Source organism: Stenotrophomonas sp. 278 (genome assembly GCF_003935715.1).
In the GTDB taxonomy this organism is placed as follows: domain Bacteria; phylum Pseudomonadota; class Gammaproteobacteria; order Xanthomonadales; family Xanthomonadaceae; genus Stenotrophomonas; species Stenotrophomonas maltophilia_AH.
On record NZ_RHPP01000002.1, the window covers coordinates 1 to 23,194 of the forward strand.

The window sequence follows — 23,194 nt, forward strand, 5'->3', positions numbered from 1 at the left end:
GGCGGGTATGGCAGGCCGTGCAGTCGCCGGCGGCAGCCAGGTAACGGCCCCGCTCGATCAAGGCGGCATCGGGCGCAGGGCCGTCGGCCAGCACCCGGGTCTTGGTGGGAATGAAGGCATACGCCAGTGCCACCAGCAGCACCAGCACCGCAATCGCGACAATCCAGAGGAGCAGCTTTTTCATCGGCGTCTCCTCAGGCCTGGACCAGCGGGCCCGGATCGGGCAGGTACTTTTCACGGATGGCGGTCGCCGCCCAGTACGCAAGCCCGCCAACCAGCCCGGTCGGGTTGTAGCCGTTGTTCTGCGGGAACGCATTGGCCCCGATCACGAACACGTTGGAGACATCCCAGCTCTGCAGGTAGCGGTTGAGAGCGGACGTCTTCGGATCGGCACCCATGATCGCGCCTCCACAGGTGTGCGTGCTCTGGTACTTGGTGATGTTGTAGCGTTCACCATCCTTCTTGGCATCGCCGCTCATCGACAGCGGATTGAGCACCTTGCTCATCTCCAGGGCTTTGCCGACGAAGAACTGCGAGGCCTTGATCTCGTTGGGATGCCAGTCGAAGGTCATGCGCAGCAGCGGCCGCCCGAAGCTGTCCTTGTAGGTCGGGTCCAGGCTGAGGTAGTGCTGGCGGTAGGCCATGCACGCGCCCTGGACCTCGTAGTAAAAGTTATGGCGGAAGTTGTCAGCTGCTGCCTTCTTCCACTGCGCACCCCAGCTCGGCGTGCCGGAAGGCACGTTGATGCCGCGCACCGGGCCGGCACCGGGCTGTCGGGCCCAGACCAGGCCGCCACCGACGAAGCCGGCCTTGGCGTTGTCCAGCTGGTTGCCGTTGAGGTCGTCCATGGTAGTACCGGCACCGCCGATGCCGATGAAGCCGTTGGCCTGCACGTCCTTGTCGAAGAACAGCACCACGCGGTTGAGGTTCTGGTACGAGTAGTTGCGGCCGACGGTGCCGGTGTTGGATTCCGGGTCGTAGGGCTGGCCGATGTCGGACAGCAGCATCAGGTGCACGTTGTACAGCTGGAACGCGCATAGCAGCACCAGGTCGGCGGGTTGTTCCACCTCACGACCCTGGGCATCCAGGTAGGTCACGCCGGTGGCCTTCTTGCCGGTGCTGTCGAGATTGACCTTGAGCACCTGCGAATGGGTGCGCAGCTCGAACTTCGGGCGTTGGCGCAGTACCGGCAGGATGCACGCGTTCGGGCTGGCCTTGGAGTAGTTCAGGCAGCCGTAGTCGCTGCAGAAGCCACAGGCGTTGCACGGCCCCAGCTGGCAGCCGTAAGGATTGACGTACGGACCGGACGCATTGGAGGCTGGAATCGGGTAGGGGTGCCAGCCCATTTCCTTGGCCGCCTTGTAGAACTGCTCACCGCCCAGATAGTTCGGGTTGGGGCCGAGCGGGTATTCGGCCGAGCGCGAGCCCTCGAACGGATTGCCACCTTCCTGCACCACGCCGTTGATCACACCGGCCTTGCCGGAAGTGCCACACACCAGCTCGAACATGTGCAGATGCGGTTCCAGCTCGGCATAGGTGACCGGGAAATCCTGGATGGTCATGTCGGCCGGAATGAAGTTCTTGCCATAGCGCTGCTCGACATTGCTGCGCAGGATCATGTCCTCCGGCAACGGGCGGAAGTGTGCGCCGGACCAGTGACTGCCGGCTCCGCCAACGCCGGTACCGGGCTTGAACGAGCCCATCTGACGGTAAGGCACGGCAGTGTCGGACGGCTTGTGACGGATGGTCACGGTTTCCTGCGAAAGGCTCTGCAGGTATCGGCGGTGCACCGAGCCTTCCAGTTCGTCCACCACCTTGGGGTAGGCGAAGTCGGGTTGCGTGTCGCGGTCGCCGCCGCGTTCCAGCGCGACCACGTTCAAGCCAGCATCGGTGAGTTCCTTGGCCAGGATCGCCCCGGTCCAGCCCATGCCGACGATGACCGCGTCGACTTTCGGTTTCGTGATTGCCATTCGTTTCAGCCCCTGCGCCCTGCCAGATCCACCGGTCCCAACGGGTACGCCTTGTCGCGCACCCCGATCCAGTCCAGATAGTCGGCGCGCATGCCCGGGTAGCCGATCATCTTCCAGGCCCCCATGTTGCGATTGGCCCCGTACTTGGGATCAGCGAAGTAGCCGTTCTTCACCTCGCCGAGCAGGTTGGAGAAGAACAGCTTGCTGGAAATGCCTTCCAGTTCCAGCTTGCCGCCCTCGGCGGCCTTCAACAGGGTTTCCTGCTGGGCGTGGTCCAGCTCCGCAAAGGTCTTTCCATCGAAGGCCTTTCGACAGTGGGCGTCAAACGCGCCCAAGCCGATCTTGATGATCTCGCGCAGGGCCAGCTTGCCCTGGTAGCCGAACTCGCTCGGCGCTTCCAGGAACGGCCCCTGCATGTACCAGATCGCGCCGGCGGCGTACGGGGTCTGCATGTGGCGATCAAGGAACTCGGGTACGCCCGATTCCACGGCACCGGGGCCGGTTTCATCGGATGGAATCAGGCGGTCGCAGATCGCGGTGACGCAGGTCCATTCGGCGGCGCTGAAGTACTGCGGGGTGTAATCCGGGGCCGGGCCCGCCTGTGTGGGTTCTGCGGTGGTCGGGGTGGGGCCGCATCCGGGCAGGGCCGCGGCGACGGGAATCAGGGTCAGGCCCTGGAAAAAACGGCGGCGGCTGAGCGTGGGTCCGCTCTTGCCGGATGCATCGGTCATGGTCTGGCTACCTGTGGGGGGTGGCTGGGGCACAGCATGGCGCGAGTCCTGTCGCGACCGCGTGCGCATTCACGTCGGTACGGCCAACCGCTCCCCGGCAGGCATGAATGGACACATTGTGTGTATGCGAGGCAGTTTCCGGAATGGCAATATCGGAAAGGTACTCTTGCCTGAAAGGAAACATCGCGCGTGATCGACGACCTGGGGGAGCTGCGCACCTTCGACCGCATCGTGCGCGGCGGCAGTCTTTCCGCTGCCGCCCGCGAGCTGCGGGTGTCGCTGGCGGTGGTGAGCAAACGGCTTACGGCGCTGGAGCGGCGGCTGCAGGTGCGCCTGCTCAACCGCAGCACGCGGCGCGCCTCATTGACCGACGAAGGCGTGCTGTTCCACGAACATTGCTGCCGGGTGCTTGAGGCGGTCGACGCCGCTGAAGCGGCGCTGGAGCAACGCCAGGACGTCGTGGCCGGCGTGCTCAAGCTCACCGCACCGAATGGATTCGGCCGCCGCCATGTGGTGCCGGCGGTGCGCAGCTTCCAGAAGGCGCACCCCGGGGTGCGGGTGCACCTGTCGTTACGTGATGAGCTGATCGACCTGATCGGAGATGGCGTGGAGCTGGCCCTGCGCTACGGTGCCCTGGATGACTCGCGGCTGGTGGCCCGGGAGCTGGCTCCGAATCGCCGCATTCTGTGTGCGGCACCGGAGTACCTGCGCCGGCGAGGCGTTCCGCAGCGCATCGAGGACCTGCGTGATCACGATCTGATCGCCTCCGGCAGCCCGCCGGTTACCCAGTGGCTGTTCGCCGCGCCCGGCGGAACCGTGGCGTTTCCGCTGGAGGCCAGCACCCTGTGCGACGACGGCGACGCGGCCCAGGTACTGGCGGTGCAGGGCGCGGGTATTGCCCGAAAGTCGATCTGGGATGTTGCCGAGGACCTGCACAGCGGTCGGCTGGTGGAAGTGCTGCCGCACTTCGCGCTGGCTACGTCACCGCTCAGCGCCGTGCATGGGTCAGGCAAACAGCTGGCTCCTCGCGTGCGGGTGTTTCTGGAACACATGGTGCAGCAGCTGCGGGAATCCGTGGCGTGGCGCTACGCAAACGTACCGCTGCGGTAGCGCCGGCCGTTGGCCGACCTTTCCAGATTTGTGGCCCATATAATCAAATCGGCCATCACCAGTTTCTCTCCAAGGACGGATATGCCCCAGGTGCAAACTACATCAGTGCATCGCATCAAGCGTATGTTGGCGTGGCTCGTTGGCATCATCGCCGTGATCGCCATCCCGCTGCTCAGCCTGTTTGTCTATTTCGTTGACAAGCCGTGGCGTGAAGGTGTCCTGGATATTCCAGGCGAGTGTCCGCGCTCGTTCGCCGCCTCACCGGTTACCGCGCATGGCGCAAAGATTACCGTGGACGCCAACCCGGAGGCCTGCGGCTATGGCTTCGCGGTGCAGCGCGAGCCCGGTAACGTCGCCTATTACACGCTTGAGGTAGAGAAGGGCGTGCTTGAAGCCGGTGAGATGCGGGTTTCCGTGGTCGCTTTTGACGGCCTTCGCAAACTTGATCGAAACCAGCGAATCCTCCAGGCACCTGCCGACCTTTCGGGGCTGAGCCTGCCGCTGGATGTGCCGGCGTCGGCGCACTTGATCGAAATCCGTTTTGCGGGCCGCCGGGGTGCGCGGTTCTCCGTTGAGGGCGTGCGTCTCGTGCCGCATGCCCGTTCGGCGCGTGCGGGTGTCAGTGGCATCGCACTCTACGACGAAGCCATGCAGGTCATCGCCGACAATGCGTACTACGCGCGCCAACTGCCGGCGGACTTCCGTGAGCGCTGGCGACCGGCGGCGAATGCCACACCCGGCGAAGCGCGCAGCGCGATCAGGCAGGTACTCCGGGCGTTGGGCGATGGGCACAGTTTTCTGATGGATCCTGCACGCGTGGCGGACCAGCCGCGCATTGCGCAGGCAAGCTTCGTGGCCCCACATTGGATGGTGCTGGAGCCCGGCATCGGATACCTGGAAATACCGGGCACACGTGCGGGAGATCGTGTGCTGCGGGACCGTTACCGTGACGCTGTCTTGGAAGCGTTGCGCGCTGGTAGCGAGCAGGGCGTGCAGGGCTGGGTGGTGGATCTGCGCGACAACCGCGGTGGCATCATGTGGCCCATGCTGGCCGGGCTGGAGCCGCTGCTGCGCGGGCAGACGCCGGGCTACTTCCTGCGTGTCGACGGGAGCCGCGATGCGTGGCGGAATGATACGACGACAGCGTCGACGACTGTTCCTGATCTCGGGCAGGTACCGGTGGCAGTGCTGATCTCGGGTCGTACCAGCAGCTCGGGGGAAGCCATGGTGGTTGCCTTCCGGGGCCGGGCCAACACCCGCAGCTTTGGTGCGCCGACTTTCGGCGTGCCGACTGCCAACGCTGGTCATCGGCTCGCCGATGGCACGATGCTGCAGTTGACGGGGGCCTTGTTCGTGGACCGGAACGGGAAGGGCGATGGCAGGTCACTGGTGCCGGATGAGTCGGTGCGCGAGCTGGGTGTGGGTGACCGTACGCGGCAGGCGGCGGTGGACTGGTTGCGTCAACAACGCTAGTGGATTGATCGTCATCGGCCGGCGGCGCATCATCAGGGCTCGCACTTGAGGCAGGCATTCCAGGTACGGACTGATTGGCAAGATGAAAACCGCACCCGGACAACGTGACGCGGTGATTGCGATACTGCTGGAGGGGACCACTGGCATGCCCGGGTGTCGCAGCTATGTCGTGGCGCGTGATCCTGTTGACGCGGATGCGATATGGATTACCGAGGTGTGGGACAGTGCGGAGCTGCACCGGGCGTCGTTGGCGCTGCCCGGAGAGCAGGACGCGATTGCCCGGGCCAGGCCGCACATCACCGGGTTTGGTGAGCGGTTTGAGACGGAGCCGGTTGGGGGTTTCGGGTTGTAGCGTCAAAAGCAGCCGGGCAAGCCCGGCTCTAGGCTACTTTGTCGAGGATCATGGCGACTGAGCAGCAGCCGGCCATGAACAGCACCAGCGCCGCGCCCCAGCCGGCGGGCAGGCCGCCGCGTCGGCGCAGGCAGAGCTTCAGCAGGCCTACCACGCCGACAGGCAGGGCCAGCACGAAGCCCAAGGCAAGCCAGATCTGTGCGTCCAATCCCAGCAGCATGGCCGTTCCCCTTTCATTGCGACGCCTTGATGGTGGCGGGGCAGGGGGGAACGCACCTTGATCCGGATCAAACCGCCCGGCGTTATCGCGTGGCCTGCGCCAGTGCGCTGGCCAATTGCTTCAGCGAATAGGGTTTGCGCAGCAGGGTGAAGCCGTGGTTCGGGTCGCTGGCCAGGAGTTCGCTGTAGCCGCTGGTCAGAATGACCGGCAGACCCGGATGGGTGGCGCGGATGCGCCGGGCCAGCTCCAGGCCATTCACACCTGGCATCACCACATCCGAGAACACCACCTGGAATCTGCCGGCATCACGCGTCAGCTCGGCCAGTGCTTCGGTGGCATTGCGGGCGAGCACCACGTCGAAATCGAGCTCTGCCAGCGCGCTGGTGGCAAAAGCGGCGACATCCACGTTGTCCTCCACCACCAGCACGGTGAGTCCGGTGCCACTGGCCAGGCGGTGCGATGAAGGTGCGGCAGCGCTGGCGGCGGTGGCCAGGGTCATCGGCAGGTACAAGGTGAAGGTCGTGCCTTCGCCCAGCATGCTGCGCACGTCGACTTCGCCTTCCGATTGCTTGACGAAGCCGAACACCTGGCTCAATCCCAGTCCTGTACCGGCTCCCACGCCCTTCGTGGTGAAGAACGGTTCGAAGATACGGCTGAGCACGTCTGGTGCAATGCCCTGTCCGCTGTCGCTCACGCTGATGGCGGCATAGTCACCCAGCAGCGGGGCGGACTGTCGCACGGAAGGAATGGTGCTGACCTTGGAAACGGAAATCGTGACCGTTCCCTGGCCCACGATGGCATCGCGCGCGTTGACGGCGATGTTGATCAGCGACGTATCAAGCTGATTGCGATCAAGCAGTACATGCAGGGGGGCCTCCGGCAGAATCACGTCCACGCGGATGCGCGCTCCCAGTACCGTGCTTACGATGTCAGACAGGGCGCGAACGCTTTCACGGATGTCGAATACTTCGGGGGAGAGGCTCTGGCGCCGCGAAAAGGCCAGCAGGTGCGAGGTGAGCTTGCCGGCGCGGTCGGCGGCCGAGCCGATGGCGGTCACATAACGCTGCTGGGGGGCCTCGGCGGCCAGCGTGTGCTGCAGCATGTCAACCGAGCCACCAATCACCTGCAGCAGGTTGTTGAAGTCATGCGCCACGCCGCCGGTAAGCTGGCCCATGGTTTCCAGCTTCTGTGCCTGGCGCAGCTGCTCACGTGCGCGCACCAGTTCAAGATGAGCCTCACGCGCCTGTTCGGTGATGGCTTCCACCTGCCGGGTATGCAGATTCTTCTGCTGCACCTGTTCGGTCTGTTCGCTGACCACGCAGAAGATGCCCGCAACCTCGCCGGTCAACAGGCGCAGCGGCGAATAGGAAAACGTCCAATAGGTTTCCTTCATCAATCCGTCGCGATCCATCTGCAGCGGCAGATTGCGGAAACTCCGGTGAGTGCCCGCAAAGGCATGATCGATGGCATCGCTTACGTCTGCCCATACATCGCTCCAGACCTGCGGGAGCGCTGCTCCCATCGCTCCGTGCAGCTTGTTCCCCAGCAAGGGCAGGTAGGCGTCATTGAAGAAGAACGCCATCTGCTGTTTTCCCCAGGCGAGCCACATCGGCTCCGGCGAGTCGAACAGGGTGGTGAGCAGCACCCGCAGTTCGGAGGGTGCCTGTGCCAGTCCTCCGGCTTCGGCCCAGTCGCTGTCCAGCAGCAGACGGTAGGCCAGTTGATCGGGATTGGAGACGGGCAGGAGGGCGCGGGGCATGGGCGGGGCAGGTGCGTGAATGGCAGAAGGGTAGCGCGCCGGGTGACCAACGGCATATGGGAACCGCCTGACGCGCGGCGCATAGTTGTTAGAAAATAACACCCTGCAACGAGGTTCTGCATGACGTTGTCGCTGAGTTCGTCGCGCGCCGGTCGGTTGCGCGCTCCATTGGCCGCCGGTCTTGCGCTGGCGCTGCTGAGCCCGCTGGCTTGGGCACAGACCGCACCGGTCACGCCGATGACCCCGGACATGAACCCTGGCTACCAGACGGTGCGCCCGCAGGCAGACTACGTACGCCGGGTGGAAATGGTGCCGATGCGCGATGGGGTGAAGCTGTACACGGTGATCGTGTTCAAGAAGGGCACCCGTAACGGGCCGATCCTGCTCAGCCGCACGCCGTACAACGCGGCCAAGACCACCTCGCGCCTGCCCAGCCAGCATATCGACGACATCCTGCCGGTGATGGACACCGAGTTCGTCAACGACGGCTACATCCGCGTCTACCAGGACGTGCGTGGCCGCAACGGCAGTGAAGGCGTCTACATTGCCAACCGGCCGATCAGTGGCCCGCTCAACGACACCGGCATCGACCATGCCACCGACGCTTACGACACCATCGACTGGCTGGTGAAGAACGTGCCGGAAAGCAATGGCAAGGTCGGCATCACCGGCTCCAGCTACGTGGGTTTCACCGCACTGGTGGCCACCATCGACCCGCATCCGGCGCTGAAGGCCTCGGTTCCGCAGAGCCCGATGGTGGACGGCTGGCGCGGGGACGACTGGTTCCACAACGGCGCATTCCGGCAGATCGGCCTGGGCTATTTCACCGGGCAGATGACCAACGCCAATGACAACGGCCCGGTGCCCTCGGGCCCCGGCGATGATTACCTGAAGTTCCTGCGCGCCGGCTCCACCGGCGATTACGCGCGGGCCTACGGGGTGGATGGCTTCCCGTTCTACCAGAAGCTGTCGCAGAACCCGGCCTACACCACCTTCTGGTCCGAGCAGGCAGTGGACAAGTGGATGGCGGCACGTCCCTTGAAGGTGCCCACCATGCTGGTGGTGGGGCAGTGGGACCAGGAAGACAGCTACGGTGCGCCGGCCGTGTACGAAGCACTGAAAGACAAGCCCGGTGCCAAGGACAAGCTGCACCTGGTGATCGGCCCGTGGCGACACTCGCAGGTGAACTACCAGGGCGACAGCCTGGGCGCGCTGAAGTACCCGGGCGACACCGCGCTGGAGTTCCGCACCCGCTACATGAAGCCGTTCCTGGACCACTACCTGAAGGGTGCACCGGATCCACACATTCCGCAGGCACTGACCTACCGCACCGGTACCAATCAGTGGGATGCTTCGCCGCGCTGGCCGATGGGTGCACCCACGCCGTTGTACCTGGGCCAGAAGTTCTCGCTGGGCTTTACTGCGCCGGCCGCGGAAGGCAACGACAGCTACATCTCCGATCCGGCCAAGCCCGTACCGTTCGTGCCACGCCCCATCCACGCCAACGACGCTGACGTGTGGAAGCCGTGGCTGGTGCACGACCAGCGTTTCGTGAGCGACCGCACTGACGTACTGGTGTACCAGACGCCGCCGCTGGAGAAGGACGTGCACATCATGGGCGCGCCGCAGGTGGACCTGTTTGCGGCCACCAGCGGCACCGACAGCGATTGGGTGGTGAAGCTGGTGGATGTCTACCCGGACGGCGATACGTATACGCCGGACATGGCTGGCTATGAACTGCCGGTGGGCATCGAGATCTTCCGTGGCCGGTATGTGCACAGCCTGTCCCAGCCGCAGCCACTGCAGCCGGACAAGGTCGAGCGTTACCGGTTCGGGTTGCCGAACGTGAACCACACCTTCAAGGCCGGCCACCGGATCATGGTGCAGGTGCAGTCAACGCTGTTCCCGCTGTACGACCGCAACCCGCAGCACTATGTGCCGAACATCTTCGATGCCAAGGCCGGCGACTATGTAAAGGCGACCCAGCGCGTTTACTTCGGTGCGGATACGCCCAGCGCGATTGTGCTGCCGGTGGTCAAGGACTGACCCCGGCGACGAAATCCACGCCACGCGCTTTACCCAGTGCGTGGCGATTGACCAGGTGGGCGGCGGCCAGCAGGCTGCCGCCGAGAATGGTGCACACGCTGTGCCAGACGATGGATTCCTTCAGAGGCAGGTACAGCGCCGAGGCGGTCAACAACACCGCTCCGAGGATGGCCAGCAGCACCGGTAACCCGTGGCGGTGACGGTGCCAGCCGGCCGCGGTGCTGGAAAGCGCCAGCGTCGACGCCAGCACGGCGAACGCCCATTCCCAGCGCGACAAGGTCAAGAGGGCCGTCATCAGGCCATGCGCCGGGTGCTGGAAGGAGCGCAGCGCCATCATCGCCGCGGGCACAAAGGCCAACAGCAGCGGCAGGGCGATGCAGTGAACGGTGCAGGCGAGTGAGACCGTAGCCCCGAGCAGGTCGAAACGTGAATGCCAGCTGCGTGGGGAGGGGGACAGCGGCAAGGTCCTTGCCGTGGGGGGAGTGATCTGTTCCATAATGTTATAGTGTATCAGTATTGAGTGGTTCCCCATGAAAAACGCACTGTTGCTTTCCTTGATGCTTGTCGCGCCTGCCGCCATGGCCCACGACCATCGCCACCACGACGCCCATGTGCATGGCCAGGCCAATGTGGATCTGGCCGTGGACGGGCCGGTGCTGGAGCTGGCGCTCACTGCGCCGGGCATGGGTGTCCTGGATTTCGAACGTCCGCCCGCGAGCGAGGTTGAGGGCGCGGCGCTGGCCAAGGCCCTGCGCATCCTCAAGGCCGGCACCTGGGTTGCAACGCCGGCCGCTGCCGGCTGCCGGCGTGAGGAGGCGCAGGGTTCCGCGGAAGGCTTCAGCGCTGCTGCGCCGGCCTCGGCGGGCGGTGAACACCGCCATGCCGGGTTTACCGCTTCGGTGCGGCTGCGCTGCAGCCAACCCAGCGCGCTGCGCTGGGTGGACATCACCCTGCCGACGCAGTTTTCGGGACTGCATCAGGTAGTGGTGAACGCGCTTGGCCCGAACGGGCAGACACGCAGCGAGCTGACCGCCGCTCAGCAGCGGGTGGAGCTTTCCCGGTGACAGCCACAGCGGTGATCAATCTGCAGGATGTGGCCTTCAGCTATGGCGGAAAAATGGTGCTGCAGTTGCCGGAACTCACGGTAGCAGCGGGAAGCACCGTGCTGCTGCGCGGGGCCAGTGGTTCCGGCAAAAGCACGCTGCTGGGCCTGTTGTCCGGCGTCCTCCGCGCAGACAGCGGGGTTGTCGAGGTGGCCGGGCAGCGGTTGGATAGCCTGGGGGGTGCCGCGCGGGACCGTTTTCGCGCCGAGCATCTCGGCGTCATCTTCCAGCAGTTCAACCTGCTGCCGTTTCTGGATGTGGCCGACAACATCGTACTGGGACTGCGCTTCTCGCGTGCTCGTAGTGCACGGGTCGGACACGCGGTACTGGGGGAGGTGCGCCGTCTGATGGCGGCGCTGCAGCTGGATCCGAGCCTCATCCATCGACGTGCCGGCAGCTTGAGCGTGGGCCAGCAGCAGCGCGTGGCTGCCGCCCGCGCCCTGATCGGCCACCCCGAACTGCTGCTGGCCGACGAGCCCACTTCGGCGCTGGATCGCAGCGCTGCAACCGCATTTCTGCAGTTGATGTTCGAGCAATGTCGTGCGGCCGGCACCACCGCCGTGGTAGTCAGCCACGACGACACGCTGGACGCCCTGTTTGACCGCGTGGTCGTGCTGGAGCAGGTGAACCGCGCGGAGGCTGGCCATGTTTAAGTTGGCCTGGGCCAGCCTGCGCAGCCGCGCACTGAGCGTGAGCCTGACCGTGCTGGTGATCATGCTCAGCGTGGTGCTGCTGCTGGGTGTGGAGCGGGTGCGCACGCAGGCGCACGAAGGCTTCGCCAGCACCGTGTCGGGAACCGATCTGATCGTGGGGGCACGCTCGGGACCGGTGAATCTGCTGCTGTACTCGGTGTTCCACATTGGCGACCCGACCAACAATGTGTCGTGGCAGACCTATGAAGAGCTGACCGGATTGCCGCATGTGAAGTGGGCGGTGCCGCTGTCGCTGGGCGACTCCTACCGGGGTTACCGGGTGGTGGGGACCACGCCGGACTACTTCGCACATTATCGTTACGGCGCCGGGCATGCGCTGGCGTTCGCCGAAGGCCAGCCATTCGATGATCTCTACGATGCGGTGGTGGGTGCCGAGGTGGCGCAGGCGTTGAAGCTGAAGCCAGGCGACCCGATCGTTCTGGCCCATGGCACGGGTGCCATCACGCTGGCCAAGCATAGTGACAAACCCTTCCGTATCCGCGGCATCCTGCAGCGCACCGGCACCCCGGTGGATTCTTCGGTGCTGGTGTCGCTGGCGGCCATCGAAGCCATCCACGTGGATTGGCGCACGGGTGTGCAGTTGCCGGGCCAGCACGTCAGTGCCGAAGACGCGCGCCATCTGGACCTCACCCCGACCAGCATCACCGCGTTCATGCTGGGCCTCGACTCTCGCATTGCCACCTTCTCGGTGCAGCGACGCATCAATGAGTACCCGGACGAAGCGATGATGGCCATCCTGCCCGGCGTCACCCTGCAGCAGTTGTGGCAGTCGCTGGGCACGGCGGAAAAGGCGCTGCAGCTGATCAGTGGCATGGTGGTACTGCTTGGCATGGTGTCGCTGGTGGCGCTGCTGGTGTCCACCCTGCAGGAGCGCCGTCGTGAAATGGCCGTGCTGCGGGCCACCGGCGCGCAGCCGCGCTACATCGCCGGGCTGCTGGTGGTCGAGGCGGTGGCAACCAGTGCCATGGCCTGCGCGATGGGTCTGGGCGCGCTGGTGCTGGCCAGCCTGCTCGGTCGCAGCGGGGCGCTGGCGAACTTCGGACTTTCGATCACACATATCTGGCCGGATGCCCGCGAGCTGCTGTGGGTCGGTGCGATCCTGGTCATCAGTGCAGTGGCCGGTCTGGTGCCCGCAGCACTTGCGTACCGGCGCACATTGTCCGATGGCCTGGCACCGGGAGCATGAACATGCGATCACTTTTTGCGTTCGTGGCCGTATTGGCGTTATGCGCCTGCCAAGGCAAGGATGTGCCGGATGCCAGTGCGGTCGCCCAACCGGGCGCGGTGGCGCAAGCGGACGCGGCGGAGGTCGAGCGTGAGCTGGACTGGTTGGAGATGATGCCGAAGGCCGAACTGGACGCGATGGAGAAGGGCGAATCGCCTGAAGTGACGCATGACGGCGATCAGGCCATGGCGCAGTTCGGTACGTACAACACGGTGTCCAAGGTGTTGGGACATCCCATCCGCCTGCCGGGCTATGTGGTGCCGCTGACCACCGCGCAGGACGGGCGCCTGAGCGAGTTCCTGTTCGTACCGTATTACGGTGCCTGCATCCACGTCCCGCCACCCCCGCCGAACCAGATCGTGCATGTAACCTTGAGCGAACCCGTTGCGATGCCGGATATCTACGCGCCGTTCTTCCTGGCTGGCACACTGACCGCGCAGCGGCAGCAGAGTGACCTGGCCGGATCGGCGTACACCATGGGCGATGCAGTATTGAGGCCGTATGAACCGTAGTTCTGTTGTTCTTGCGGTCTGCAGCGTGTGGGCGCTGGCGGCCTGCACGCCAACGTCAACGCCGGAGGCGGCAGCGGTGGTGCATGCAGCACCGGATTCTGTACCGGCTGCGTCTTCCGCACCTGTCGATGCCGGGCCCATTACCCGCTGGTCGGTGCTGATGCCGGAGGACCGGAGCTTCCAGCGGCCACCGCCTCAGATCGGGTTTCCGCGGGGGAATGGCATGCAGGGGGTCGGTGGCTTGATCGATGACAGCGGTGCAGGCACCTTGCCGATCCAGCCCATCGATCACTCCAGCCCGCAACGGGCCAAGCAATTCGGCTCGTCAGAAGTGGTGGACGGCATGGACGGACGTACCGTTGATCTGGATGGCTTCATCGTGCCGCTGGGCACCGATGACGCCGGACAAGTCAACGAGGCGTTGTTCGTGCCGTTCTATGGCGCGTGCATCCACGTGCCGCCGCCGCCCCCGAACCGGATCATCCATGTATCGCTGCGTGCGCCACTGGCAATGGGGGATCTGTCGGACCCGTACCGGCTGCACGGCACCCTGCGGGTGAAGCGTTTTGACGCGGATATCGCCAGTGCATCCTATGACGCCGCCGATGCGACATTGACGCCGGTAAGCGGATGACCCGGTTCGCATGGATCGTGGCAGTGGCCGCCGCGCGGCGGAGCCGGAGGTGATCAAGGCCGTTGCGGCACTGCCGGAGGCCTGTCGCTGATTGATACGTGACTTCGTGCCTATTGTTGGTTGCGGTCATGGCGGTCACACTCGATAAAGCGCGTGCTTCGCTGCTGTGCATGTCGGGCCGCGCCCGTATCGGTTGAATCCCCAGCGTCGCATCCAAAGGAGCAGGTCATGCGCACTACGTTGTTGGTTTCTGCTGTTCATCTTGCCCTTGCCGGCTGCAAGCCGGCTCCTGAATCCACCCCCAGCGACGGCTCTGCCGCGACTCCCGCCGCCACCGCAGCACCCGCCGAACCGGAACTTATTCCGCGTGACGCGCTGTTCGGAAACCCGGAGCGCGTTTCGGTGCAGCTCAGCCCGGACGGCCAGTTCATCAGCTGGATCGCGCCGGTGAACGGTGTGCTGAATGTCTGGGTTGCCCCGGCCAACGACATCAACGCGGCCAAAGCGGTGACCAAGGACGCCTCGCGCGGCATCCGCAATCACTTCTGGAGCTATCGTCCCGGCACCCTGGTGTATCTGCGCGACACTGGCGGCGATGAGGACTTCCACGCATTCGCCGTGGACGTGAACAGCGGTGCGGAAAAGGATCTTTCGCCGTTTCCGAAGACCCGCGCCGAAGTGGTGGGGTTGAGCCATCTGAAGCCGGACGCCGTGCTGGTGTCGATGAACGACCGCGACCCGAAGTGGCACGACCTCTACAGCGTCGACCTGGGCACCGGCAAGCGCACGGAGGTGGTGAAGAACACCCATGACCTGTCCAGCTACGTGGCCGATGCCAATTACCAGGTGCGCTATGCGACGCGTTCGCGCGATGACGGTGGTAGCGACATCCTGAAGCCGGATGGCAAGGGCGGCTGGAGCAAGATTGACGAGATCCCGTTTGAAGACGGCCTGACCACCGGGCCGGCGGGGATGACCACCGACGGCAGCACGTTGTATCTGTTCGACTCACGCAATCGTGATACCTCGGCCCTGTTTGCCATGGATACCACCAGCGGCCAACGCACGCTGGTGGCCGAAGATGCCCGCGCCGACGTCAGCGAAAGCCTCTCAGACCCCAGCACCGGCAAGGTGCAGGCGGTGGCGGTGGATTACCTGCGTGAGGAGTGGAAGCCGCTGGATGATGGGATCGCGGCCGATCTGAAGAAGCTGAAGGAGATCGGGCCGGGCGACATCTCGGTCAACTCCCGGACGCTGGACGACAAGACCTGGATCGTGGCGTACTCGGCCGCCGAGCAGCCGGTGCTGTACTACCGCTATGACCGTGCGGACGGCGGCAAGCTGACCAAGCTGTTCGGCGCGCGCCCCGCGCTGGAGGGCAAGCCGCTGGTGAAACAGTGGCCGCAGGAGATCAAGGCGCGTGACGGCCTGAATCTGGTGAGCTATCTGACGCTGCCGAAGGTGGCCGACGCCAATGCCGACGGCAAGGCCGACAAGCCGGTGCCGCTGGTGTTGTTCGTGCACGGCGGCCCCTGGGCCCGCGACAGCTATGGATACAGCGGGTACAGCCAGTGGCTCGCCAACCGCGGCTACGCTGTGCTGCAGGTGAACTACCGTGGCTCGACCGGGTTCGGCAAGTCGTTTACCAACGCCGGCAATGGCGAATGGGCCGGCAAAATGCACGATGACCTGCTGGATGCCGTGCAGTGGGCGGTGGACAACAAGGTCACCACCAAGGACCAGGTGGCGATCTTCGGCGGCAGCTACGGCGGTTATGCCACGCTCGTGGGCCTGACCTTCACCCCGGACACCTTCAAGTGCGGTGTCGATCTTGTGGGGCCGTCCAACCTCAATACGCTGCTGTCGACGATTCCGCCTTACTGGGCGTCGTTCTACGAACAGTTCGCCAAACGCGTAGGTGACCCACGCACGCCGGAGGGCAAAAAGCTGCTGGATGAGCGCTCCCCGCTCAGCCATGTGGACAAGATCAACAAGCCGCTGCTGATCGGGCAGGGGGCCAACGACCCACGTGTGAAGCAGCCGGAGAGCGACCAGATCGTCAAGGCGATGCAGGAGAAGGGCATTCCGGTGACTTACGCGTTGTTCCCGGACGAAGGCCATGGCTTCGCCCGTCCAGAAAACAACAAGGCCTTCAATGCGGTCACCGAAGGGTTCCTGGCGCAGTGCCTGGGCGGCCGGGCCGAACCAATCGGCGGTGACTTCACCGGCTCCAGCATTTCCGTGCCGACCGGCGCGGAGGGCGTCCCTGGCCTGGCCGAGGCGCTGAAGGGCCATACCGCGAATGTGAAGAAGTAGGCAGTGCGTTCTGACGGGGCGCGACCGCAACGTCGCGCCCGGTTTCTTTTCACTTCTGGAGTGCACCCACATGGATGCCGTGATCTTCGCCGTCAGCTTCACACTCATCTGCACAGCGCTGTTCCTGCTGGTTCGCGTCTTCGATAAACGCATCAGGGTCAGCATGGCGCTGCTCGGCGCGCTGCTGCTGGGCCTGGACGACCTGGTCACCGGGCTGGCGTCCACGGTTCCTGCGCTGGCTGTGCTCGGTGGCGGCTGGAACTGGTTGGGCAAGGTCTACAGTCTCGTCCTCTCTGTGCTGGTCATTCTGGCGCTGAAGCTGGACCGCCACGCGGTCGGACTCACCTTCAAGCAGCGCACGCCGTGGCTGTCCGTGGCGGCGGTGCTGGGATTCATCGTGTGGGGCTCCGTGCTGGGGTGGGTGTTCCAGCCCGGCCCGGCGGATGCGGAAACGCTCGTGTTCCAGGTCACCATGCCCGGCCTGGCGGAAGAGCTGGTGTATCGCGGCGTCGTGCCGGCTGTGGTGTTGCGTGCGCTCTGGGGCAGGCCACTGCCTGGGCGTGGCTATTGGCCGGTGATCATCGGAACCGCCATCGCCTTTGGACTGTGGCACAGCCTCGGATACAGCAAGGGAACCTGGAACATCGATCCCATGAGCGGGCTATTTCCCTTCATCGGCAGCCTCGCCGGTGGCTGGCTGCGGTTCCGCACCGGCAGCCTGCTGGTGCCGGTACTGGGACATGGACTGGCCAATCTGGCCTTCCACCTTGTCGGTGGTTTCGCAGCCTGATCAGCGGACAAATACGGTGGTGCGGGCCACGCCCGCATTGCCGTTGGGTGCATCCCATGCCCGGACTTCGATTTCATGAATGCCCGGCTTGTCCGGTACGAACGCGTCGCTGTATCGCCCGGTCTTCGGATCGAACGACATGCGCTGAAGGCGCTGCACCTTCCCGTTCACGGTGATCTGGTAGTCGACGTCGGTGGTTCCGGCCTTCCAGGGCCCGGCCTCCGACAGCGCGCAGCCGCACATCATGGTGACTGAGACCTGCAGTGGCACCTTCGTGCCCCGGTTGACCGGCTGGAACGCAGCGGGCTCCACCAGGTCCACCACCAGGCCTGGCAGCTCCAGCACCCAGCCATCGCCTTGGGTAACGTGGCGACCGGGTAGCAGCCACTGGGTGCTGGTCACCGTGGTGGCCGCCTGCGGCTGGCTGAGCGGACCGGTTACCGTCGCGGTGACCCGGCGTGGCTGCGCAAGATCCAGTGTGGCGCGGAACACGGCCGCATCGGGCGTGGACAGGCGCTTGTCGCCATTCACGCCTCCGCCGAGAATGCGGCTGGTGTCGCCGGTTGTGCCCTGCGTCAAGCCGCGAGCCAGTACTTCACCCGTTTCAGCATCGCTCAACACCACGCGCGCCGAATCGCTGTAGCCGCCGATGAACTTCGCGCCACGGGCAAGCACCCGGACGTCAACCTGGGTCGATTCCGCCAGCGCGGGAAGCGTGCTGGATATCAGGGCGAGGGCCAGAAACGTTTGGCTGAGCCGGGTCTGCATCCGTGCCGCCTTCGAAGTTGGATTGACTGCACTATAGACTAGCCCGGGCGCATCGACGGGATGCGGGGGCAGGGGCAACATGGACGTGAGAGTGCTGGCACTGGTGGCAGTGTGTTGGACGGGGGGCGTTGCGGCCCAGCAGGTCCACAAGTGCGTTGACGGCGACAACACGGTATATCAGTCCGAGCCCTGCGCCACCGGGCAGGCGGCAAAGACGTGGGACGCCCCGCCGGATCGTGCCAACCCGGAGCGTCAGGCACGGCTGGCGGCGATCCAGGACGAACTGGCGGCGCGAAAACGGGCCAAGGCGCTGCAGAAGGCGGTCCCGCGCGGCAGCCAGGGAGCTGCCATCAGCCTGTACCGGGACCCGGAGCGATGCGAGGCCGCAAGGGTCCGTCGTGCGGCGGCATTCGAGGCTGCGGGCATGCGCAGGACCTACGAGCTCACCCGGCGCATGGACGACCTTGTCTTTGATGCCTGCAAGTAATGACCTGGATCAGCTGGCACCTCTTGCTTCAGGATGAAAACCGCTAGAATCATCCCTGCCGGTTTCAGCGGAGCCAGGTGCCATGACTGCCAGAGACGTCGAATCAGCGTTGCTCGCCCGATGCTCGGACGTTGCTCAAGGACGGCACCCGCTGGCACAGGATCAGCGCGAAGCCAATGTCTTCCGGTTGGCTGCGATGGTTGTGCAGTCTCGTTTCCCCAAGGAGTCGTCATTCCTGATGTCGGCCAGTGATGGTTACTTTGCGACTCATCCCCGTGAAAGACTGCACCCCGTGGAGGTGGTGAGGAATGGCTGGGTGATAAGCCTGCCACGCCTCCGCGATATGCTCAGCCATCTGCTCGACATGCGCTGAGAAGGTCATGGACAGTAATCAACAGTTCCACACTCGCACGGCTCTCGCAGAAGGTTTGCGGAGACTGTTCAAGCAGCTGGAAGAAAGGTTGTCTTTGAGCCGACCCATAAATGCCTACTTGGCCGGCGGAATGGCTGTCCATCTTTACACGGCGAATCGCGTAACGACTGATGTTGACGCCGAGTTTGGGGGGCGCGTGCTTCTTCCGAACGATCTGATGGTTGAGGTGACGCTTGAGGATGGAACGCCTCAAGTGGTGTATCTCGACACGAACTACAACTCCACCTTTGCGCTTCTACACGAAGACTACCTGGACGACGCTGTTCCTGTTGATCTGGGCGTGGAACAGATACGCGTTCATGTTCTTTCCCCGGTCGATCTTGAAGTTCAACCTCCGTGACGCTGTAGCGCTCGCCCGTTCGGTTGAGGCTGAATAGCGTCAAGTGTTCGCGTATTTCAGTACCGGTGTGCGGGCCTTAGCCAGCCAGTTCCGGTCCAGAGGTAAAGCCACGCGTCATTCAAAACAGGAGTCCGCATGTCCCGCAGTGCCGGTAGCGCCCTCGTTCTGACCTCCATGCTCGCTTTGAGCGCCCACGCCACTGAGTCCCAAGCGCCCAAGCGCCCCTCGGTGGAGCAGCTGCAGAAGCTGATCGTCAGCGAATCGCCGCAGACGCGCGTTGAAAAACCCGATCAGGAGCGGATAACAGCCCGGCGCATCGACATCGTCGACGAGAAAGGCGTGATCCGGATGACCCTGTCCGGGCAGACACCGGCTCCCATCATCGACGGACTGCAGTACAAGCGGGCGTTCAACGTCGCCGGCATGGTGCTCTACGACGATAAGGGCAGTGAGCGGGGCGGATTCGGCACCGCTGATGTCAACGGCGGCATGGCGGTCCTGGCCCTGGACCATCCGGCCATGGATGCCATCGGCTGGCGCGTGTCGCCCGATGGCGAGACACGCTTCTCGATCAACCAGGCACCACCACTGGTACGTGAGCCGAAGCTGGGCGACCGGCTGATTCCCGGCGTGCAGACACCGACCCGGATCCAGATGGTGGTGGGGGCCGACGGGACGCCGGCCATTGCATTGAATGACAAGGCCGACCGGCCACGGTTGCGTCTGACGGTGACGGAAGAAGGGTACGGTGCGATCGAGTTCCTGGATGCAGAAGGCAGGGTGGTCCAGTCTTTGGTGCCGGAGGCCGCCAAGCCGTAGGCGTGAGCCACTGTGAAGTTGGAACGCGACTGATGTAGTACGATGCGGCACTGATCGGGCAGCCACCGTGCTGCCACTGAGGGGATACCCTCCGGCTGGGGAGCCGAAGATCAGCCTGTATCAATCGCTCTTGGGGAAAACATGGCGTGTACGAAGCGCATTGCCTGGAACAGGGCAACGGGCCGGTTTGATGTTGTGCTCGACTACTCGGCGGTACCGGAAGAAGAGGTCGCCCGGCGCCTGCCGAAGGCCTGGCTGATCGGCGCAGCAACCCTGACCGGGCTCACCGGCACGGCCGCTGCCGCACCCGGCACGTCCACGTATCAGAAGGCCTCTGACGACCAGCTCAATGGCCTGAAAGGCGATGGCATCCGGCTTTTCCACTACGACACCGGCATCAATCCGCTGTCGCTGACGGACGCGGATGCTGCGACCGCACTGGGCGAACCGGACATGACCGGGTTCGCCGACAACGTACTCAAAGTGGACGGTGAATATGTCGGCCTGTTCTCGAAAACCGAGAACGGCCGCACCATTGAGAACCAGATGTCCTACCAGGCCCTGCACGGCGGCGGCCATGGCGCGTGGATGAGCTATTCGCTGCTGCATATCGTGCCGGAGGCAACGCTGCTGACCGGCAGTGGCAGCACGGTGGATGACTGGTGGAATGCCTTCGCTACCGCCAGCGACCCGGATGGCTTCGGTGCGCGCACCATGAGTGCGTCTTACTTCGTCTGGTATCCATCACAGATCACCGATGACCGGCTGAACAACGTTCCCACGTCCTGGCGCAACGCATGGCGCGAAATCAAGGACAACGACGCTTTGATCTTCCTGGCGGCAGGCAACAGTGGCAGCGGCAACGCCCAGGTGGTCCAGCCGTTCGTGTACGGCACTGTGCCGTTGGAAGACGCCCAGTACTACGGCAACTACGTGGTCGTGGTCGCCACGCCCGGAGGCAACACCACCGGGCAGTACAACTGGGACCGGCAGAACTGTGGTCACGCCATGTACTGGTGCCTGGCGGCCGTCGAGGGCACGCTGCAGCGCGATTCAGGCGGCGACATCATCCGGAAGGCCAATGGACACTGGTCGTACAGCCTGGCCGGCGGTACCTCATGGTCCGCGCCCAACGCCAACGCCATCACGGCGCGCGTCGCCGAGCGCTACCCCTGGATGTCCGCACGTAACCTGATGGAAGTAGTGCTGGGCACGGCCACGGACATGAGCACCACCGACCGCAGCGCCAATGCAAACCTGCTGGCCGGCATCAACGCGTACTCCGGTTGGGGTGAGATCAACCCCGATGCAGCCATTGGCGGCTACGGCCAGTTTGCCTGGGGTCAGAGCAAGCTGGATATCCCGGCCGGAACCACCGCGTACTTCGACAACAACATCGGCGACAACCGCGCAGATACGGTGACGACCGGCCTCTACAACAACGATGCCGCCAGTCTGGGCGGCGTGAGCCGCACGTTGGCCGGCGGATTCGACAAGACCGGTGCCGGCACCCTGGTGCTCAACGGCAACAATACCTATCGCGGAAGTGGCAACGTGCGCGCAGGTCGGGTGGTGGTCAATGGCACCAACGATCAAGCTGCATTTACGGTGGCACCCGGTGCGGTACTGCAGGCGGGTGACAATACGCAGGGCATGTCGGTCGGCTCGCTGGACAACGCCGGCACGCTCGCCTTGCCGCACCGTGGCACCGAGTTCGACGTGCTGGGGGAGTATGCCGGCCAGGACCTGAGCCGCCTGTGGGTGGACGCTTACCTGGCGGATGCGGCAACCACGGAATCTGCGCTCCTGCATATTGGCGGCGACAGCACGGGCAGCACGCAGGTAACCATCGACAACGCTGGTGGTCCCGGTGGCCTGATTGCACGTACCGAAGCGCAGTCCTGGGGTCACAAGGTCATCCAGGTCGATGGCACCTCGGGCGCGGAGTTCGTGCAGTCCGGTCGCGTGGTGGCCGGTGCATACGACTATCAGCTGCGTCGCGGCGGCAACGGCAGTGCCGATGCGGCCAACCGCAACTGGTACCTGAGCAGCAGCGCAGTGCCCGCACCTACGCCCGAACCAGAGCCGGTTCCCGTGCCTCCTGCGCCTGTTCCGGAACCCGTTCCGCAGCCCGAACCGGTCCCGGCTCCTGAACCCGTGCCTGAGCCAACCCCGATACCGTCGCCGGTCCCGGCCGAGCCGGTGCCGGTTCCCGCACCGGTGCAGCCGGAACCCATGCCGGGCGGCAGCGACGACGTGCAGATGCTGCGCCCCGAGGCGGCTGCGTACCTTGCCAGTACCATCGCCTCGCGCTCCATGTTCAACGATGACCGTCCCGGTCGCGTGACCGGGGACAGGTACAACCCGACCCGCTGGCGCGACAAGGGGCACCGGGACATCTGGGCCAGCGTGCGCGGCAACGAATACCGCTTCAATGCCTCCGGCGGTGCAGCCGTTGACGGCCGATGGCAGACCCTGCAGGTCGGCACCAGCCAGATGCTGAGCGACCAGTGGTCGGCCGGAGTCAAAGGCGGGCAGGGCCAGTACGACGTGGACTCCACTTCGCGCACCACCGGCTATCGCGCCAAGGGACGCTCCACCGGCGTGATGCTGGGGGCCTACGCGGACTACCGCCAGTCGCTTGACGACGCGACGGGATTGAGCCTGTCATTTGATTCGTCCGGCACCCGGATGCGTCACCGCGTTCAAGGCGATGGCCTGGCCCAGGAACGCTTCCGCAGCACCGACTGGAGCACCTCGGCAGAGGCCGGCTATGGCTTCGCGCTGAACGCCTCGCTGGACGGCAAGGTGGTACTGCGACCGCACGTGGGACTGGAATGGTCGCGTTCGGGTCCTTCGGCATTGACCGAGGCCAATGGCACCGAACTCAGGTTTGAGCGAAGCGCGCCGTTGCGGAGCCGGGTGGGTGTGGACGTCATGGGCGATTTCCACGCGGGCAAGGTCATGCGGTTCCAGCCCTATCTGGGCGCACAGTTGATCCAGCAGAGCTCGAAGACATCGCTGCAGATGGACGGCAACGAAGTCGAGGTCGATGGCTCGGATCAGGTCACCCAATTCCGCGCCGGTGTGCAGGCCCGCCTGTCGACCAACGTGCGGGCCGAGTTCGGCGTGCGCCGCGACAGCGGCAACGGTGGCTACCGCCAGACCACTGCCAAGGCGGAACTCTCCATGAGCTTCTAGGCGCAGTGACGCGCCATGCACGTCACCGCGCCCCACAATACCCAGCCCATGCCGAATCCTGGCGTTTCACGCCGTCTGCATGCGGCTGGCCGCGACGTTGGGTTTCCTGCGGGATCTATCCATCTGGAGCTGCCGACATGCGTATGCGTTTCGCACTTTTGATGTATGTGGGACTTTCTGCCCCGCTTCTGG

The 23,194-nt window shown here is 64.6% G+C and carries 22 protein-coding genes and 1 pseudogene; 16 read left to right on the top strand and 7 right to left on the bottom strand.

Annotated elements, in window-relative coordinates; genetic code table 11:
- From EGJ34_RS00520 to EGJ34_RS00530, 3 genes and pseudogenes are all read right to left on the bottom strand, one after another.
- Nucleotides 1-184 (bottom strand): annotated as a pseudogene (locus EGJ34_RS00520) (cytochrome c); the annotation flags it as partial.
- Between the two features lie 10 nt (nucleotides 185-194).
- Nucleotides 195-1,970 (bottom strand): GMC family oxidoreductase, encoded by a 1,776-nt coding sequence (locus EGJ34_RS00525; RefSeq protein ID WP_125358020.1) that lies wholly within the window; start codon nucleotides 1,968-1,970, stop codon nucleotides 195-197.
- A 5-nt stretch (nucleotides 1,971-1,975) separates the two neighbouring features.
- Complete coding sequence (locus tag EGJ34_RS00530; RefSeq protein ID WP_125358022.1) at nucleotides 1,976-2,701, bottom strand: gluconate 2-dehydrogenase subunit 3 family protein; 726 nt, start codon at nucleotides 2,699-2,701, stop codon at nucleotides 1,976-1,978.
- A 189-nt stretch (nucleotides 2,702-2,890) separates the two neighbouring features.
- On the opposite strand from EGJ34_RS00530, the gene EGJ34_RS00535 reads away from it, so the two are divergent.
- The 3 genes from EGJ34_RS00535 (at nucleotide 2,891) to EGJ34_RS00545 (ending at nucleotide 5,636) form a co-directional block, all read left to right on the top strand.
- Nucleotides 2,891-3,811, top strand: coding sequence for a LysR family transcriptional regulator (locus EGJ34_RS00535; protein ID WP_125358024.1), 921 nt, complete (start codon nucleotides 2,891-2,893; stop codon nucleotides 3,809-3,811).
- Between the two features lie 9 nt (nucleotides 3,812-3,820).
- Nucleotides 3,821-5,284 carry a S41 family peptidase gene (locus EGJ34_RS00540; RefSeq protein ID WP_125358026.1) on the top strand — a complete coding sequence of 488 codons (1,464 nt, stop codon included), beginning with the start codon at nucleotides 3,821-3,823 and terminating at the stop codon, nucleotides 5,282-5,284.
- 70 nt (nucleotides 5,285-5,354) lie between these two features.
- A complete protein-coding gene (locus tag EGJ34_RS00545; RefSeq protein WP_343202941.1) occupies nucleotides 5,355-5,636 on the top strand; it encodes a putative quinol monooxygenase in 282 nt (93 codons plus the stop codon).
- A gap of 28 nt (nucleotides 5,637-5,664) precedes the next feature.
- On the opposite strand, the gene EGJ34_RS00550 is transcribed toward EGJ34_RS00545, so the two are convergent.
- Nucleotides 5,665-5,856 carry a hypothetical protein gene (locus EGJ34_RS00550; protein ID WP_125358030.1) on the bottom strand — a complete coding sequence of 64 codons (192 nt, stop codon included), beginning with the start codon at nucleotides 5,854-5,856 and terminating at the stop codon, nucleotides 5,665-5,667.
- Between the two features lie 82 nt (nucleotides 5,857-5,938).
- Entirely contained in the window at nucleotides 5,939-7,615 is a 1,677-nt protein-coding gene (locus EGJ34_RS00555; RefSeq protein WP_125358032.1) for a PAS domain-containing sensor histidine kinase, read from the bottom strand.
- Nucleotides 7,616-7,735: 120 nt separating this feature from the next.
- Between EGJ34_RS00555 and EGJ34_RS00560 the strand changes: the two genes are divergently transcribed.
- On the top strand, nucleotides 7,736-9,661 hold the full coding sequence (locus EGJ34_RS00560; protein WP_125358034.1) for a CocE/NonD family hydrolase: 1,926 nt from the start codon (nucleotides 7,736-7,738) through the stop codon (nucleotides 9,659-9,661).
- Here the strand turns inward: EGJ34_RS00560 and EGJ34_RS00565 are convergent.
- Nucleotides 9,651-10,157 (bottom strand): MerC domain-containing protein, encoded by a 507-nt coding sequence (locus EGJ34_RS00565; protein WP_125358036.1) that lies wholly within the window; start codon nucleotides 10,155-10,157, stop codon nucleotides 9,651-9,653. The genes EGJ34_RS00560 and EGJ34_RS00565 overlap by 11 nt on opposite strands.
- Before the next feature lie 34 nt (nucleotides 10,158-10,191).
- Here EGJ34_RS00565 and EGJ34_RS00570 point away from each other — a divergent pair, with 34 nt between their 5' ends.
- The 7 genes from EGJ34_RS00570 to EGJ34_RS00600 all read left to right on the top strand — a co-directional run bounded on the left by EGJ34_RS00570 (nucleotide 10,192) and on the right by EGJ34_RS00600 (nucleotide 16,954).
- Complete coding sequence (locus EGJ34_RS00570; protein WP_125358038.1) at nucleotides 10,192-10,725, top strand: DUF2796 domain-containing protein; 534 nt, start codon at nucleotides 10,192-10,194, stop codon at nucleotides 10,723-10,725.
- Nucleotides 10,722-11,417 (top strand): ATP-binding cassette domain-containing protein, encoded by a 696-nt coding sequence (locus tag EGJ34_RS00575; RefSeq protein WP_125358040.1) that lies wholly within the window; start codon nucleotides 10,722-10,724, stop codon nucleotides 11,415-11,417. Before EGJ34_RS00570 ends, EGJ34_RS00575 begins: the two co-directional genes overlap by 4 nt.
- Nucleotides 11,410-12,663 (top strand): ABC transporter permease, encoded by a 1,254-nt coding sequence (locus EGJ34_RS00580; protein ID WP_125358042.1) that lies wholly within the window; start codon nucleotides 11,410-11,412, stop codon nucleotides 12,661-12,663. Before EGJ34_RS00575 ends, EGJ34_RS00580 begins: the two co-directional genes overlap by 8 nt.
- A gap of 2 nt (nucleotides 12,664-12,665) precedes the next feature.
- On the top strand, nucleotides 12,666-13,214 hold the full coding sequence (locus tag EGJ34_RS00585) for a DUF3299 domain-containing protein (RefSeq protein WP_125358044.1): 549 nt from the start codon (nucleotides 12,666-12,668) through the stop codon (nucleotides 13,212-13,214).
- The gene (locus tag EGJ34_RS00590) at nucleotides 13,204-13,848 is read left to right on the top strand and encodes a DUF3299 domain-containing protein (RefSeq protein ID WP_125358046.1); all 645 of its coding nucleotides are present in this window, start codon (nucleotides 13,204-13,206) and stop codon (nucleotides 13,846-13,848) included. Before EGJ34_RS00585 ends, EGJ34_RS00590 begins: the two co-directional genes overlap by 11 nt.
- 228 nt (nucleotides 13,849-14,076) lie before the next feature.
- On the top strand, nucleotides 14,077-16,164 hold the full coding sequence (locus EGJ34_RS00595) for a S9 family peptidase (RefSeq protein ID WP_125358048.1): 2,088 nt from the start codon (nucleotides 14,077-14,079) through the stop codon (nucleotides 16,162-16,164).
- Nucleotides 16,165-16,234: 70 nt separating this feature from the next.
- Nucleotides 16,235-16,954 (top strand): CPBP family intramembrane glutamic endopeptidase, encoded by a 720-nt coding sequence (locus tag EGJ34_RS00600; protein ID WP_125358050.1) that lies wholly within the window; start codon nucleotides 16,235-16,237, stop codon nucleotides 16,952-16,954.
- Here the strand turns inward: EGJ34_RS00600 and EGJ34_RS00605 are convergent, their stop codons facing one another.
- Nucleotides 16,955-17,722, bottom strand: a complete 768-nt coding sequence (locus tag EGJ34_RS00605) for a hypothetical protein (protein ID WP_125358052.1) — start codon at nucleotides 17,720-17,722, stop codon at nucleotides 16,955-16,957.
- A gap of 79 nt (nucleotides 17,723-17,801) precedes the next feature.
- Between EGJ34_RS00605 and EGJ34_RS00610 the strand changes: the two genes are divergently transcribed.
- The 5 genes from EGJ34_RS00610 to EGJ34_RS00630 all read left to right on the top strand — a co-directional run bounded on the left by EGJ34_RS00610 (nucleotide 17,802) and on the right by EGJ34_RS00630 (nucleotide 23,002).
- Entirely contained in the window at nucleotides 17,802-18,209 is a 408-nt protein-coding gene (locus EGJ34_RS00610; protein ID WP_125358054.1) for a DUF4124 domain-containing protein, read from the top strand.
- A gap of 82 nt (nucleotides 18,210-18,291) precedes the next feature.
- On the top strand, nucleotides 18,292-18,582 hold the full coding sequence (locus tag EGJ34_RS00615) for a hypothetical protein (RefSeq protein ID WP_125358056.1): 291 nt from the start codon (nucleotides 18,292-18,294) through the stop codon (nucleotides 18,580-18,582).
- 7 nt (nucleotides 18,583-18,589) lie between these two features.
- The gene (locus tag EGJ34_RS00620; RefSeq protein WP_221740362.1) at nucleotides 18,590-18,982 is read left to right on the top strand and encodes a hypothetical protein; all 393 of its coding nucleotides are present in this window, start codon (nucleotides 18,590-18,592) and stop codon (nucleotides 18,980-18,982) included.
- A 228-nt stretch (nucleotides 18,983-19,210) separates the two neighbouring features.
- Nucleotides 19,211-19,801: a hypothetical protein gene (locus tag EGJ34_RS00625; protein WP_260476857.1), complete on the top strand. Its 591-nt coding sequence runs from the start codon at nucleotides 19,211-19,213 to the stop codon at nucleotides 19,799-19,801.
- Between the two features lie 141 nt (nucleotides 19,802-19,942).
- Entirely contained in the window at nucleotides 19,943-23,002 is a 3,060-nt protein-coding gene (locus EGJ34_RS00630; protein WP_125358060.1) for an autotransporter outer membrane beta-barrel domain-containing protein, read from the top strand.
- Nucleotides 23,003-23,194: the final 192 nt, after the last annotated feature.

Excerpts from the sequence above, each read along its gene's own strand:
- EGJ34_RS00525 (WP_125358020.1), bottom strand. The coding sequence starts at position 1,970 with ATGGCAATCACGAAACCGAAAGTCGACGCGGTCATCGTCGGCATGGGC.
- EGJ34_RS00530 (WP_125358022.1), bottom strand. The coding sequence starts at position 2,701 with ATGACCGATGCATCCGGCAAGAGCGGACCCACGCTCAGCCGCCGCCGT.
- EGJ34_RS00550 (WP_125358030.1), bottom strand. The coding sequence starts at position 5,856 with ATGCTGCTGGGATTGGACGCACAGATCTGGCTTGCCTTGGGCTTCGTG.
- EGJ34_RS00555 (WP_125358032.1), bottom strand. The coding sequence starts at position 7,615 with ATGCCCCGCGCCCTCCTGCCCGTCTCCAATCCCGATCAACTGGCCTAC.
- EGJ34_RS00560 (WP_125358034.1), top strand. The coding sequence starts at position 7,736 with ATGACGTTGTCGCTGAGTTCGTCGCGCGCCGGTCGGTTGCGCGCTCCA.
- EGJ34_RS00565 (WP_125358036.1), bottom strand. The coding sequence starts at position 10,157 with ATGGAACAGATCACTCCCCCCACGGCAAGGACCTTGCCGCTGTCCCCC.
- EGJ34_RS00570 (WP_125358038.1), top strand. The coding sequence starts at position 10,192 with ATGAAAAACGCACTGTTGCTTTCCTTGATGCTTGTCGCGCCTGCCGCC.
- EGJ34_RS00580 (WP_125358042.1), top strand. The coding sequence starts at position 11,410 with ATGTTTAAGTTGGCCTGGGCCAGCCTGCGCAGCCGCGCACTGAGCGTG.
- EGJ34_RS00585 (WP_125358044.1), top strand. The coding sequence starts at position 12,666 with ATGCGATCACTTTTTGCGTTCGTGGCCGTATTGGCGTTATGCGCCTGC.
- EGJ34_RS00590 (WP_125358046.1), top strand. The coding sequence starts at position 13,204 with ATGAACCGTAGTTCTGTTGTTCTTGCGGTCTGCAGCGTGTGGGCGCTG.
- EGJ34_RS00595 (WP_125358048.1), top strand. The coding sequence starts at position 14,077 with ATGCGCACTACGTTGTTGGTTTCTGCTGTTCATCTTGCCCTTGCCGGC.
- EGJ34_RS00600 (WP_125358050.1), top strand. The coding sequence starts at position 16,235 with ATGGATGCCGTGATCTTCGCCGTCAGCTTCACACTCATCTGCACAGCG.
- EGJ34_RS00605 (WP_125358052.1), bottom strand. The coding sequence starts at position 17,722 with ATGCAGACCCGGCTCAGCCAAACGTTTCTGGCCCTCGCCCTGATATCC.
- EGJ34_RS00610 (WP_125358054.1), top strand. The coding sequence starts at position 17,802 with ATGGACGTGAGAGTGCTGGCACTGGTGGCAGTGTGTTGGACGGGGGGC.
- EGJ34_RS00615 (WP_125358056.1), top strand. The coding sequence starts at position 18,292 with ATGACTGCCAGAGACGTCGAATCAGCGTTGCTCGCCCGATGCTCGGAC.
- EGJ34_RS00620 (WP_221740362.1), top strand. The coding sequence starts at position 18,590 with ATGGACAGTAATCAACAGTTCCACACTCGCACGGCTCTCGCAGAAGGT.
- EGJ34_RS00630 (WP_125358060.1), top strand. The coding sequence starts at position 19,943 with ATGGCGTGTACGAAGCGCATTGCCTGGAACAGGGCAACGGGCCGGTTT.